Source organism: Xanthomonas sp. SHU 199, from assembly GCF_000364665.1.
GTDB lineage: Bacteria > Pseudomonadota > Gammaproteobacteria > Xanthomonadales > Xanthomonadaceae > Xanthomonas_A > Xanthomonas_A sontii.
Window position 1 is genome coordinate 1 of sequence record NZ_AQOI01000121.1, and the last position, 12,270, is coordinate 12,270.

10 protein-coding genes, 2 pseudogenes and 1 riboswitch are annotated in these 12,270 nt (G+C 70.2%); of the genes and pseudogenes, 9 read left to right on the plus strand and 3 right to left on the minus strand.

All coding sequences use genetic code 11. The features are described 5' to 3' along the window. Positions 1-1,230: pseudogene (locus tag D183_RS0105730) on the minus strand (5-methyltetrahydropteroyltriglutamate--homocysteine S-methyltransferase); the annotation flags it as partial. A 211-nt stretch (positions 1,231-1,441) separates the two neighbouring features. Beyond that, a riboswitch (cobalamin riboswitch) is annotated at positions 1,442-1,695 on the minus strand. 144 nt (positions 1,696-1,839) lie between these two features. Here D183_RS0105730 and dusA point away from each other — a divergent pair. The 6 genes from dusA to D183_RS0105760 all read left to right on the plus strand — a co-directional run bounded on the left by dusA (position 1,840) and on the right by D183_RS0105760 (position 8,886). Next, positions 1,840-2,859 (plus strand): tRNA dihydrouridine(20/20a) synthase DusA, encoded by a 1,020-nt coding sequence (dusA, locus tag D183_RS0105735; RefSeq protein ID WP_017908162.1) that lies wholly within the window; start codon positions 1,840-1,842, stop codon positions 2,857-2,859. A 405-nt stretch (positions 2,860-3,264) separates the two neighbouring features. After that, a complete protein-coding gene (locus D183_RS24085) occupies positions 3,265-3,657 on the plus strand; it encodes a hypothetical protein (RefSeq protein ID WP_242004426.1) in 393 nt (130 codons plus the stop codon). 73 nt (positions 3,658-3,730) lie between these two features. Next, positions 3,731-4,414, plus strand: a complete 684-nt coding sequence (locus D183_RS0105745) for a response regulator transcription factor (protein ID WP_003469280.1) — start codon at positions 3,731-3,733, stop codon at positions 4,412-4,414. Positions 4,415-4,496: 82 nt separating this feature from the next. Continuing rightward, positions 4,497-5,867 (plus strand): ATP-binding protein, encoded by a 1,371-nt coding sequence (locus tag D183_RS0105750; protein ID WP_017908164.1) that lies wholly within the window; start codon positions 4,497-4,499, stop codon positions 5,865-5,867. 215 nt (positions 5,868-6,082) lie between these two features. Next, positions 6,083-7,666, plus strand: coding sequence for a DUF1800 domain-containing protein (locus D183_RS0105755; protein WP_051064879.1), 1,584 nt, complete (start codon positions 6,083-6,085; stop codon positions 7,664-7,666). Between the two features lie 29 nt (positions 7,667-7,695). Then, positions 7,696-8,886, plus strand: coding sequence for a DUF1501 domain-containing protein (locus D183_RS0105760; protein ID WP_017908166.1), 1,191 nt, complete (start codon positions 7,696-7,698; stop codon positions 8,884-8,886). 194 nt (positions 8,887-9,080) lie between these two features. Here the strand turns inward: D183_RS0105760 and D183_RS0105765 are convergent, their stop codons facing one another. Together D183_RS0105765 and D183_RS0105770 are read right to left on the minus strand one after the other, a co-directional pair. Further along, on the minus strand, positions 9,081-9,869 hold the full coding sequence (locus tag D183_RS0105765; RefSeq protein ID WP_026144226.1) for a zinc-dependent peptidase: 789 nt from the start codon (positions 9,867-9,869) through the stop codon (positions 9,081-9,083). Beyond that, positions 9,836-10,120, minus strand: coding sequence for a hypothetical protein (locus tag D183_RS0105770; RefSeq protein WP_017908168.1), 285 nt, complete (start codon positions 10,118-10,120; stop codon positions 9,836-9,838). Before D183_RS0105770 ends, D183_RS0105765 begins: the two co-directional genes overlap by 34 nt. A gap of 143 nt (positions 10,121-10,263) precedes the next feature. Between D183_RS0105770 and birA the strand changes: the two genes are divergently transcribed. The 3 genes and pseudogenes from birA to D183_RS27340 form a co-directional block, all read left to right on the plus strand. Then, complete coding sequence (gene birA / locus D183_RS0105775; RefSeq protein ID WP_017908169.1) at positions 10,264-11,241, plus strand: bifunctional biotin--[acetyl-CoA-carboxylase] ligase/biotin operon repressor BirA; 978 nt, start codon at positions 10,264-10,266, stop codon at positions 11,239-11,241. Continuing rightward, the gene (locus D183_RS0105780; protein ID WP_017908170.1) at positions 11,238-11,981 is read left to right on the plus strand and encodes a type III pantothenate kinase; all 744 of its coding nucleotides are present in this window, start codon (positions 11,238-11,240) and stop codon (positions 11,979-11,981) included. The genes birA and D183_RS0105780 overlap by 4 nt, the downstream gene beginning before the upstream one ends. Before the next feature lie 97 nt (positions 11,982-12,078). Continuing rightward, positions 12,079-12,270 (plus strand): annotated as a pseudogene (locus tag D183_RS27340) (SPOR domain-containing protein); the annotation flags it as partial.

Consider the following 12,270-nt stretch of genomic DNA (forward strand, 5'->3'; position numbering starts at 1 on the left):
ACGGCCGGCGTCGTCGGTCAGCGCGTCCACCCGCCGCGCCACCTCGGCGCGGTGCACGCGCGCAGAGGCGCGACGGCTGGCCAACGCATCGCGCGCCGCGTCCAGCCCCGCCTGCGCCTGCGGCTGGTCGTCCAGCGCATCGGCCAGGGTGCGCAGTTCCTGCAGCTTCTGCCTGGCGAAGGCCAGCCAGCCGACCAGTTCGCGGTCCAGCCTGGTCTCCTGCTGCAGATCCACCGGCACGTGCAGCAGCGAGCACGAGGGCGCCAGCCACAGCCGCTCGCGGCCGACATGGCCGGCGGCGTAGCGGGCCAGGGTCAGCGCGTTGTCCAGCGGGGTACGCCACACGTTGCGGCCGTTGACCAGGCCGGCCGAGAGCACGCGCCCGGCCGGCAAGGCCTGCAGCACCGCATCCAGTTGCGCCACGCCGCGCACCAGGTCCACGTGGATGCCGTCCACCGGCAGCGCCATCGCCAGTTCCAGGTTGTCGCCCAGTTCGCCGAAGTAGCTGGTCAGCAGCAGCTTCGGCCGCGGCGCCTGCGCCAGGAAGGCGTAGGCACGCTCGTAGGCGGCGCGCGCGGCGTCGTCCAGGTCCAGCACCAGCGCCGGCTCGTCGAGCTGCACCCAGCCGGCGCCGGCCGCATGCAGGCGTTGCAGCAGTTCGGCATACACCGGCAGCAGGCTGTCCAGCAACGCCCAGCGGTCGCTGCCGTCCACGGTCTTGGACAGCGCCAGGAAGGTCACCGGCCCGATCAGCACCGGCCTAGTCTGGATGCCCTGCGCCTTGGCTTCCAGGAACTCCACCACCGGCTTGTCGCCGCGCAGGCGGAAGTGCTGTCGCCGTGCCAGCTCCGGCACCAGGTAGTGGTAGTTGGTGTCGAACCACTTGGTCATTTCCAGCGCGTGCAGGTCCAGGCCGTGTTCCTGCGTGCCGCGGGCCATCGCGAAGTAGCCGGCCAGCGGGTCGGCATCGGCCAGCGCGCGGTAGCGTTGCGGGATCGCATCGAACAGGAACGCGGTGTCGAGCATCGCGTCGTACAGGCTGAAGTCGTTGCTGGGCGGCACGTCCACCCCGGCCTCGCGTTGCAGTTGCCAGTGGCGCAGGCGCAGGTCGCGTGCGGTGTCCTGCAGTTGCGCGCCGTCGATGTCGCGGCGCCAGTAGCGTTCCAGCGCCTGCTTGAGCTCGCGCCGCGCACCGATGCGCGGGAAGCCCAGGTTGGTCACGATCGTCATGTTGCGTTTCCTCATTGCGTTCAAGGGCATTGAGGAACGAAGGAACCGCGCGCCGCGCGTCCCGTTCGCACGGACCGCCCGCCACGCCAGCGACCTTCGCCCCCGCGGGCGAACCGGTACCGCGCGGGCAGGCGGACGGCGCGGCGCGGCGCAAGGCCGGGTCGCGGTCCGGCCGCCTCCCCGCGGAGGCGCCAGGTCGAATCGGAGGACGCACGGTCCTCCGGCCGGGGCCGGTATTCGGGCTGATGGACACGCGCACCACGTTGGCTGCGCACCTACTGTCCGTCGCTTCCCAGGCCGGCATGCGCCGGCCCAGTGCCATTGACGGAGGTCGTTTCCATTCACCGCTGCGGGGCAGCTCCGGAATGGGCAGGCGCTTGCGGCGCCGGCCGTCACCGGATTCCCGTTTAAATCCATCCCTTCATCCGAATGAAGCGATGAATACCTTCGGCGAGCGCACGATAGGCCGGATGCGGCGGGCGGTCAAGGGCTAGGTACGTTTTGCCGGCTGGGCCCGGCAGCGTTCATGGCGAACGTGTAAGCTATTGATCCCTAAGCCAATGACCTGGCGCTGCGGCCGACGGCCGGCGGCGCCAGTCCGCCGTGCCGATGATGCATCCGCTCCCTGCCGCCGATCTCCCCGCGCGCTACGCCGCCTCGCTGCGCCTGTCCGTCGCCCCGATGATGGACTGGACCGACCGCCACTGCCGGGTCTTCCATCGGCTGCTGGCGCCGTCGGCGCGGCTGTATACCGAGATGGTCCACGCCAATGCGGTGGTGCTGGGCGATCGCGCGCGGTTGCTGGATTTCGATGCGTCCGAGCATCCGCTGGCCCTGCAGCTCGGCGGCAGCGAGCCGGCGCTGCTGGCGCAAGCGGCGCGGATCGGCCAGGACTGGGGCTACGACGAGATCAACCTCAATTGCGGCTGCCCGTCCGACCGGGTGCAGGCCGGGCGCTTCGGCGCCTGCCTGATGCGCGAGCCGGCGCTGGTCGCCGAGTGCGTGGCGGCGATGGTCGCGGCGGTCGACATCCCGGTGACGGTGAAGTGCCGGCTGGGCGTGGACCAGGACGACGACTACGCGGTGTTCCTGGCCTTCGTCGACCAGGTCGCCGCGGCGGGCTGTGGGCTGTTCGTGGTGCACGCGCGCAATGCCTGGCTGCAGGGCCTGTCGCCGAAGGAGAACCGCGAGGTGCCGCCGCTGCGCTACGACTGGGCGCACCGGCTCAAGCGCGAGCGGCCGCAACTGCAGGTGGTGCTCAACGGCGGCCTGGCCGCGGTGGAGACGGCACAGGCGCAGTTGCAGGCGGTGGATGGGGTGATGCTGGGCCGCGCCGCCTACCACGATCCCTACGTCCTGCACCGGCTGGACGCGGCCCTGACCGGCGCCGCGTTGCGCCCGCGCGCGGAGTTGCTGCGCGCGCTGCGTCCCTACGTCGAGGCGCGTCTGGCCGAGGGCCTGGCGCTCAAGCACATCACCCGGCACCTGCTCGGTCTGTTCCACGGCCAGCCCGGTGGCCGCGCCTTCCGCCAAGTGCTCAGCGAAGGTGCGCACCGGCTGGGCGCGGACTGGGCGCTGCTGGAGCGGGCGCTGGCGGTCACCGACGGGGCGGCACGCGCGGCGGCGTGATCCGACGGGCGCAGCCGCGTGGTCCGGGGCACCTTTCGCCTCGATGACCTGATCGCTCTCATCGCCAAGCGGTCGCCTATCCATGCGGCGTCTCGATCGACGACTGCCACGCCGCCGTCTTCCGCACTTCGTTCAGGGATTCCGTTCAGGTTCCTGGAGCTAGTCTCTGGTCCTGCGGAGACGCCGCGAAGCACCTGCCGAAGGGCCTCTCCAGACCCCTGGCGCGGCCCTTGCATCGGCCTTCGGCAGGTTCATTTGACTGAATACTGCCGGGGGCGTTTGGAAAAGTTCAGACCGGATTCACCCCGAAAAATCAAGAATTTGCCTCGATTTCTCGAGGTCGTCTTCGTTTCCGCGAGGTGTCGCGCTTCACAAGTTTTGAACGTTTCCGATCAGTCCGTTAGGATGCCCGTCGTGACTTCTTCCGCTTCCCGCCACTACCGCTTTGCCGCTGTCTTCGCGCTCGCGCTGGCGTCGGTCGCGGCTGGGCACGGCCGTGCGCAGCAGCCGCCCATGCCGGGTGTGATGGCGCCGCCGGAGCGCGATGCGGGGCGCAATCGGGACTATGGCGGTAGTTCGCTGTCCGACGCGGTGCGCCGGGTGCAGCGCTCCACCGGCGGGCAGATCCTCGGCGCCGAGCGCGTGCCGTTCGATGGCCGCGACATCAACCGCGTCAAGTACATGGACGGCCGTGGGCGGGTACGCTACATGGACGATCCGCAACCTGGCCGTGCGGCGCCGCCGCGGGCGCCGCGGTCGGGCGAGCCTCCCGAGCCACCACGCGACGATCACCCGTGAGTCCGGATAGTTCGGTTCAGGTTCCACACACCGCCCCGGCCACCGGCCACCTGTAAGTTACTAGGGAGAGTTCATGCGTATCCTTCTGGTCGAAGACGAAGCTCCGCTGCGAGAGACCCTGGCCGCTCGCCTGAAGCGCGAAGGCTTTGCGGTGGATGCGGCGCAGGACGGCGAGGAAGGCCTGTACATGGGCCGCGAAGTGCCCTTCGACGTGGGCATCATCGATCTGGGCCTGCCGAAGATGTCGGGCATGGAGCTGATCAAGGCGCTGCGCGACGAAGGCAAGAAGTTTCCGGTGCTGATCCTCACCGCGCGTTCCAGCTGGCAGGACAAGGTCGAAGGCCTCAAGCAGGGCGCCGACGACTACTTGGTCAAGCCGTTCCACGTCGAAGAGCTGCTGGCGCGCGTCAATGCGCTGCTGCGCCGCGCCGCCGGCTGGAGCAAGCCGACCCTGGAATGCGGTCCGGTTGCGCTGGACCTGGCGGCGCAGACCGTCAGCGTCAGCGGCAGCAACGTCGACCTGACCAGCTACGAGTACAAGGTGCTCGAGTACCTGATGATGCATGCCGGCGAACTGGTCTCCAAGGCCGACCTGACCGAGCACATCTATCAGCAGGATTTCGACCGCGACTCCAATGTGCTGGAAGTCTTCATCGGCCGCCTGCGCAAGAAGCTGGACCCGGACGGCGAGTTGAAGCCGATCGAGACCGTGCGCGGCCGCGGCTACCGGTTCGCGATTCCGCGTACCGAAGGCTGATCGCAGGCGCCGGCGAGCACACCGAGGAAGCGACCGCGTGGCGGCACGACCCAGGTGGTACAAGCGCTGGCGCCCGCGTTCGTTGCAGGCGCGCCAGCTGCTCGCCGCCAGCCTCAGCCTGCTGGCGTTCCTTGCCGCGGCAGGTTACGCGCTGGACCAGGCATTCGCCGATACCGCGCTGAGCAACCTGCGCGAGCGCCTGAAGAGCTACGCCACCGCGTACGCCAACAACATCGACGTCGCCCGCGACGGTTCGCTGTACATCAACAACGACAAGTCGTCGCCGGACCCGCATTTCGACCGGCCCGGCAGCGGCCTGTACGCGCAGATCGAGTTGCCCAACGAGCGCTGGATATCGATGTCCAGTGAGGGGCCGCTGCCGCCCAAGGGCGGCATGCTCGAACCGCGTCAGGAAACCTTCGACGGACCCTGGCCGATGACCCAGATCGACGGCAGCGAAGGCGAGGTCTACCGCTACGGCATCGGCCTGGCCTACGTGCGCCACGACAAGGAAACCCCGGTCACCATCTACATCATGGAGGACACCCGCGCGCTGGGCGCGCAACTGCGCGTGTTCCGCGGCCGGGTGTGGTTCAACCTCGGCGGCGCCGGCCTGATCCTGCTGGTGCTGCAGGCCTTCATCCTGCAATGGAGCCTGCGCCCGCTGCGCCGGGTGATCAACGAACTGACCAAGGTGCAGCGCGGCGAAGCGGTGCGCATGGGCGATCGCCATCCGCGCGAACTGGAACCGCTGACCGACAGCATCAACGCCTTCATCGAGAGCGAGCGCGAGAACCTGGACCGTCAGCGCAACACCCTGGCCGACTTGGCGCACAGCCTGAAGACGCCGCTGGCGGTATTGCGCACCCAGCTCGACAGCGGTGCGCAGGGGCCGGAGCTGCGCGAAGAGTTGGACGTGCAGCTACGGCGCATGAACAACTTGGTGTCCTACCAGCTGGCGCGCGCCGCCTCCAGCGGCCACAAGCTGTTCGCCGCGCCGTTGCCGATCGAGCCCAACGCCGAGGAGATCGTGCGCGGCCTGGAGAAGGTCTATGCGGCCAAGGGCGTGCTGTGCGAGTTCGACATCGAGCCGAGCGCGCGCTTCCACGGCGAGCCCGGCGACCTGCAGGAACTGCTCGGCAATCTGCTCGAGAACGCCTTCAAGTGGGCGCGCCGGCGGGTGCTGCTGAGCGTGCGCCCGGAGCCGGCCGCCGGCAGCCGCCGCGCCGGCCTGATCATCGCGGTGGAGGACGACGGCCCCGGCATCGCGCCGGAAGAGGTCGCCCACATCCTGCAGCGCGGCGTGCGCGGCGACGAGCGCGTGCATGGCCACGGCATCGGCCTGGCGATCGTGCAGGACCTGGTCAAGGGCTACCGCGGCGAGCTGCAGGTCAGCCGCTCCGAGGAACTGGGCGGGGCGCGCTTCCTGGTCACCCTGCCGCCGGGGTTGTAGGCCCGACAGCGCGCTCCTGTGCTGGTCTGGGACCGGCATCCCGCTGCGCAGCGACGACCCGCGCCAATCGGGCGGCCGCGCGCGCCGTTGCAGTGCAGCAGCAGGTGAATCCCGTGCAAATGACCGGGAGGTTTCCGACAGAGGCTTAACGCGACCGGCGCGCAGCTGGCGATACTGCGCCGGTCTTCACGCCGCTTTTCGTCCAGGAGCCCCGCATGTCCGCATCCCGGCATCGTCCTGCAGCAACGCGTCTGCGCGTGCGCGGCCGGCGCGCGCTGCGCAATACCCAGCGATTGCTGCTGTCGTTGCTGCTGGTGCTGTTCACCGTTGGCGCCATCGCTGCCACCGACAAGGTGCTCAAGCGCGACGATGCGCGCTGGCTGCAGTCGATGACCACCGGCCTGGACAGCGCCAGCGTGGCGCAGTTCGAGCGCGATGGCCGCAAGCGCTTCCTGCGCGAGCAACTGCAGGCCGACGGTGGCGATGCCGCCCTGCCGGCGCCGGTGCGCGCGCAACTGGACGGCTACGCCGCGCTGCACACGCCGGTCCAGGAACTGCTCAAGCAGCAGGCCGCCGCACAGCAGGCGATCAAGGCGATGCCGGATGGCGATGCCAAGGTCGCGGCGAAGAAGGCCGCGCAGCAGCGCGGCGATCTGCTGCTGAACCAGGCACGCCAGGCGCAGCTGCTGCGTTCCATCTACGCGCCGGATCAGCTGCGCGAGCAGATGGTGTGGTTCTGGCTCAACCATTTCAGCGTGTTCGCCGACAAGGGTCGCCTGCACTGGACCGTGGCCGACTACGCCGACAACGCGATCCGCCCGCACGCGCTGGGCAAGTTCTCCGACCTGGTGATGGCGACGCTGGAGAGTCCGGCGATGCTGGAGTACCTGGACAACGCGCAGAACGCCAAGGGCAAGGTCAACGAGAACTACGCGCGCGAGTTGATGGAGTTGCATACCCTCGGCGTCGATGCCGGCTACACGCAGAAGGACGTGCAGCAACTGGCGCTGATCCTCACCGGCGTCGGCATCGCGCCGGTCGACCGCGACGGCCCGCCGAAGCTGCCGCCGGCGCTGCAGGCGCAGTATGTGCGCCGTGGCGCGTTCGAGTTCAATCCGGCGCGGCACGAACCCGGCGACAAGACCTTGCTCGGCCAGCGCATCGCCGGCGGCGGCTTCGACGAGGTCGAGCGCGCGGTGCAACTGATCGTGCGCCAGCCGGCATGCGCGCACTTCATCTCGCGGCAGTTGGCAGAGTACTTCGTCGCCGACGATCCGCCGCCGGCGCTGGTGGAGAAGATGGCGCGCACCTTCCAGCGCAGCGATGGCGATATCGCGGCGGTGCTGCAGGTGATGTTCACCGCACCGGAGATGGCGGCCGGCGCGCCACACAAGTTCAAGGATCCGTACCGCTTCCTGGTCTCGGCGTTGCGCCTGGCCTACGACGGGCAGACCATCGTCAATCCGCAGCCCTTGCTGGGCTGGTTGAACCAGATGGGCGAGCCGAGCTTCGGACGGATCACGCCCGATGGCTGGTCGCTGCAGTCCAGTGCCTGGAACAGTTCCGGGCAAATGGCGCAGCGCTTCGAGATCGCGCGTGCGATCGGCAACGGCAACACCCAGCTGTTCACCGTCGAGGGGCAGCAGCGCGGCGGCTTCCCGCAACTGAGCACGCCGCTGTACTACCACGCGATCGAGCCGCAACTGAGCGACGCCACGCGCCAGGCGCTGGCGCAGGCGCGCTCGCAGCAGGAGTGGAACGGCTACCTGCTGGCGTCCCCCGACTTCAATTACCGCTGACTGCGGCCTTCGCCGCCCGGAGTTTCGTCATGCACCGTCGCCGCTTCCTGCTCGCGTCCGCCGCCGCTGCGGCCAGCCTGCCGTTCGCCGGGCGCCTGTTCGCCGCACCGGCGCCGTCGCCGCGTTTGTTGGTGGTATTCCTGCGCGGCGGCTACGACTGCAACAACCTGCTGGTGCCGTACGCGAGCGATTTCTACTACGCCTCGCGGCCGAGCCTGGCCATCGCCAGGCCGGATCCGGCCAATCCCAACAGCGCCATCGCGCTGGACACGCAGTGGGGCCTGAACCCACGGCTGCGCGACACGCTGATGCCGCTGTGGAACGACAAGCAGCTGGCCTTTGTGCCTTTCGCCGGCACCGACGACCTGTCGCGCAGCCACTTCGAGACCCAGGACAGCATCGAGGCCGGGCAACCGGCCGGGCAGCGCAGCGACTACCGCACCGGCTTCCTGGCGCGGCTGTCGCAGGTGGCCACCAGCACGCCGTCGATCGCCTTCACCGACTCGCTGCCGCTGAGTTTCCAGGGCGGCGGCGATATTCCCAATCTCTCGCTCAAGCGCAATCCGACCCCGGCCTTCGATCAGCGCCAGGCCGACATCCTCGCCGGCATGTACCACGGCACCCAGTTGGCCAGTGCCGCGCACGACGGCCTGGCGCTGCGCCAGCAGGTCTCGCAGGCCCTGCGCGACGAGATGCAGCAGGCCAACCGCGGCGCCGCCAGCGCACGCACCTTCGCCGACGAGACCCGCCGCATCGCCACGCTGATGCGCGAGCGCTACCGGCTCGGCTTCGTCGATGTCGGCGGCTGGGACACGCACGTCAACCAGGGCAGCACCGACGGCGCGCTGGCCAACAACCTGGCCAACCTGTCCGAGGGGCTGTCGGCCTATGCCGAGGCGCTGGGGCCGGAGTGGCGCAATACGGTGGTGGTGGTGCTGTCCGAGTTCGGCCGCACCTTCCGCGAGAATGGCGACAAGGGCACCGACCACGGCCACGGCACCACGTACTGGGTGCTGGGCGGCGGGGTCAACGGCGGCCGCATCGCCGGCGAGCAGGTGGCGGTGAGCAAGGACAAGCTGTTCCAGGACCGCGACTACCCGGTGCTGACCAACTACCGCGACATGTTCGCCGGCCTGCTCGGCCGCATGTGGGGCCTGTCGCCGACGCAACTGCAGAAGGTGTTTCCGCAGGCGCATGCGCGGGATTTGAAGTTGGTGTGATGCGTTTTCCGCGATGGAGGGATTCGGGAAATGTCCTGTACGAGCCGCCCATACCCGGCACCTGGCGCCCGACGGGTGCACTGTGGGAGGGACTTCAGTCCCGACGCGTTACGCGCTCGACTCCCCGTAACGCATGCTTTGTCGCGTTCATCGCGGCGACGTCTTGAAGCGATGCCTCAAGACGCGATGGCCGCTCAGTCCGCGGCAAACGGAGAGCGACCATAGAACCGCGCCAGATGCGCCGCCACTTCCGGCATCTCGCGTTGCAGCCGCTCTGGGGCGGAAAAGTGATATTCGCTGACCACCGCGAAGAATTCTTCCGGCGCTTCGGCGGCGTAGGCGTCGATCTCGCTGGCGCGGCCGCGGTCCACGCGCCCGCAGAAGGCGTCGTAGCTGCGCTGGAAATCGGCGGCCCATTGCCGTTGCCACGTACGCGGCAGCAGCGGCGTGCCGTCGAGGGCGCCGTCGAGCACGTCGAGCTTGTGCGCCATTTCGTGCACCGCCACGCAGTAGCCGGCACGTGGATCGTCCAGGTCGGCCTGCACGTCGGCCCAGGACAGGATCAACGGGCCGCTGTCCCAGGATTCGCCGATCAGTTCGTCTTCCCACTCGTGCAGCACGCCGGCCGCGTCGACATGGCTGCGCTGCACGCGAAACGCGTCCGGGTAGACCAGCATTTGCGACCAGCCGCGCATGCCTTCGCTGCCGTACTCCAGCAGCGGCAGACAGCACAGTGCGGCGAGCAGGCTGCGTTGCCGGGCATCCAGCTGCAGGCCGCCCAGCGGCGAGATGGTCTTACGATGCAGGAATTCGCTGGCCAGGGTACGCAGGCGCTGTTCGCGCGGCGCATCCAGGGCGGCGACCCAGGCGCAGTCGCGGCGCACGGCCTGCCAGGTAGGGTCATCGATGGCGGCGGGTTTCGACCACAGCCCGCGCAGCCAGCGTGGAATCAGCGGAACATCCCCGGCAGGAAGCTGTGCCACTTCGGCATGCGCATGCGCGGCACCAGGTCGCTGTCGCTGCCGCCGCCCGTGGTGGTCGAAGCCGGCTTGCCGGTGGCGGCGGGCGCATGCAGCGCCGCGGGCGGGCGCGTCGGCGTGCTGTCGGCATCGGCCGCGTCGCCGTAGGTGCAGTCGGTGTGCGGCTTCTCCGCCAGCACGTTGGACGCGTGGGCGGCGGCGAGTGGCAGCAGCAACAGGAGCAGGCAGGGCAGGGAACGGCGCATCGTCGGCATCCAGGGCGAGCGGCGGTGAATCCCGATTCTAACGCGGTTTTCACCCAGTGCAGGGCCCCGGCCCTGGGCGCCCGGAGGGCGTTGCCGCATACTTTTCGGTTTACGAGGTCGCGCAACGGCGCGCCCGGGGGCGAAACGAGGCGATGGAACCGGCGTTGGACGAGCGCGAACTGTTGGCCAGGCTCAGCAAGGGCCCCCTGTCCGGCGATGCCCTGGCGCGCGCCTGCGGGCTGACCCGGGCGGCGGTGTGGAAGCGCATTCAGGCGCTGCGCGCGGCCGGGGTGGAGATCGAGGGCCGGGCCGGTGAGGGCTATGGCCTGGCACGGCCTCTGGAACTGCTCGACGCCGCGGCGATCCGGGCCGGACTGAGCGGGCCGGCGGGCGCCGAGCTGGCCGGGCTGGAGATCGCCTGGAGCCTGGTCTCCAGCAATACCACCCTGCTGCAGCGGCCGGCGCCGGCGCAGGGCAGCGAGGTCCTGATGGCCGAGCGCCAGACCGGCGGCCGTGGCCGCCGTGGCCGGGTCTGGGCGTCGCCGCTGGCGGCGCATCTGTATCTGTCGGTGGCGCGCAGCTTCCAGGGCGGGCTGGGCCGGCTGGGCGGCTTGAGCCTGGCGGCCGGCGTGGCCGTGGCCGAAGCCCTGCGTGCGGCCGGATTCGCCTCAGTCGGGCTGAAGTGGCCGAACGACCTGCTGGCCGACGGGCGCAAGCTGGGCGGCCTGCTGGTGGAAGGCGGCGGCGAGTTCGCCGGACCGGCGCGGGCCGTGATCGGCCTGGGCCTGAACGTGGCGATGCCGGCGGCCGCTGCCGCGGACATCGACCAGCCGTGGACCGACCTGACGCGGCTGGCCGGCGGCGCGGTGTCGCGCAACGCGATCGCCGCGGCGGTGCTGTCGCAGCTGCTGCCGGCGCTGGCGCTGTTCGACGCGGATGGACTGGCGCCGTTCCTGCCGCGCTACGCCGCGCTGGATCTGCTGGTCGGACGCGCCGTGCGCATCGACGATGGCGGCCAGGTGCGCGAAGGCACGGCCCTGGGGCTGGCCGAGGACGGCGCGCTGCGGGTGGCCTTCGCCGACGGCGAGCAGCTGGTGCATGCGGGCGACGTCAGCGTGAGGCCGGCATGAGCGACTGGCTGTTCGACCTGGGCAATTCGCGCTTCAAGTTCGCCGCGCTGGAACACGGAAAGGTGGGCACGGTGCAGGCCTGGCCGCATGGTGCCGAGGCGATGGACGCGGCGGCGGTCGCGGCGCTGCCGCAGGGTGGCACCGCCTACGTTGCCAGCGTCGCCGCGCCGGCCCTGACCGCCACCGTGCTGGAGACGCTGCGCAGTCGCTTCGCGCAGGTGCAGGTGGCGCGGACCGAGGCCGTCTGCGCCGGGGTCCGCATCGCCTATGCGCGGCCGCAGGCGTTCGGCGTGGACCGGTTCCTGGCCCTGCTCGCCGCGCATGGCGGCGGCGACGTGCTGGTGGTGGGGGTCGGAACGGCGCTGACCGTGGACCTGCTCGACCGCGATGGCCTGCACCGTGGCGGCCGCATCGCGCCGTCGCCCACGGTGATGCGCCAGGCCCTGCAGCAGAAGGCGGCGCAGTTGCCGGCCGAGGGCGGCGACTACCACGAGTTCGCCGCCGACACCGCCGACGCCCTGGCCTCCGGCTGCGACGGCGCGGCAGTGGCGCTGATCGAGCGCAGCCTGCAGCAAGGCGAGGCCTTGCTCGGACGTCGACCCCGGCTGCTGCTGCACGGCGGTGGGGTGCCGCCGCTGTTGCACGCGCTGCCGCCGGCCGAGCAGCGCCCCGCCTTGGTCCTGGACGGACTGGCGCTGTGGGCGCACGCGCACGTCGTGGCCGGTGCCGGTGCCGCCTGAGCGGGCCGGCGCAGGCGGACGTTGCGCCGAAGTCGCAACGTCCCACGCAAACGACGCTGTCTCTCCCAACGTGCATCGCACGCTCTAGAATCCGGCCATGCTCGTTCGCGCCCTGCTCGTCGTCCTGACCATCCTCAACCTTGGCGTCGCGGTGTGGTGGGCGATGCAGCCGCCGACCCCGCCGTCGGTGCCGATGCCGGCCGTGCCGGCCGGGGTGGCGACGCTGCAACTGGTCAATGAAGCGCCGGCGCCGGCTGCTGCGCCAACTGCGCCGGCGGCCGCGCCTGTC

Bases quoted from the DNA above. Each gene is read 5' to 3' on its own strand.
- D183_RS0105770 (WP_017908168.1), bottom strand. From the start codon at position 10,120: ATGCCGACGATGCGCCGTTCCCTGCCCTGCCTGCTCCTGTTGCTGCTG.
- dusA (WP_017908162.1), top strand. From the start codon at position 1,840: ATGATGCATCCGCTCCCTGCCGCCGATCTCCCCGCGCGCTACGCCGCC.
- D183_RS0105780 (WP_017908170.1), top strand. From the start codon at position 11,238: ATGAGCGACTGGCTGTTCGACCTGGGCAATTCGCGCTTCAAGTTCGCC.
- birA (WP_017908169.1), top strand. From the start codon at position 10,264: ATGGAACCGGCGTTGGACGAGCGCGAACTGTTGGCCAGGCTCAGCAAG.
- D183_RS0105745 (WP_003469280.1), top strand. From the start codon at position 3,731: ATGCGTATCCTTCTGGTCGAAGACGAAGCTCCGCTGCGAGAGACCCTG.
- D183_RS0105760 (WP_017908166.1), top strand. From the start codon at position 7,696: ATGCACCGTCGCCGCTTCCTGCTCGCGTCCGCCGCCGCTGCGGCCAGC.
- D183_RS0105755 (WP_051064879.1), top strand. From the start codon at position 6,083: ATGTCCGCATCCCGGCATCGTCCTGCAGCAACGCGTCTGCGCGTGCGC.
- D183_RS24085 (WP_242004426.1), top strand. From the start codon at position 3,265: ATGCCCGTCGTGACTTCTTCCGCTTCCCGCCACTACCGCTTTGCCGCT.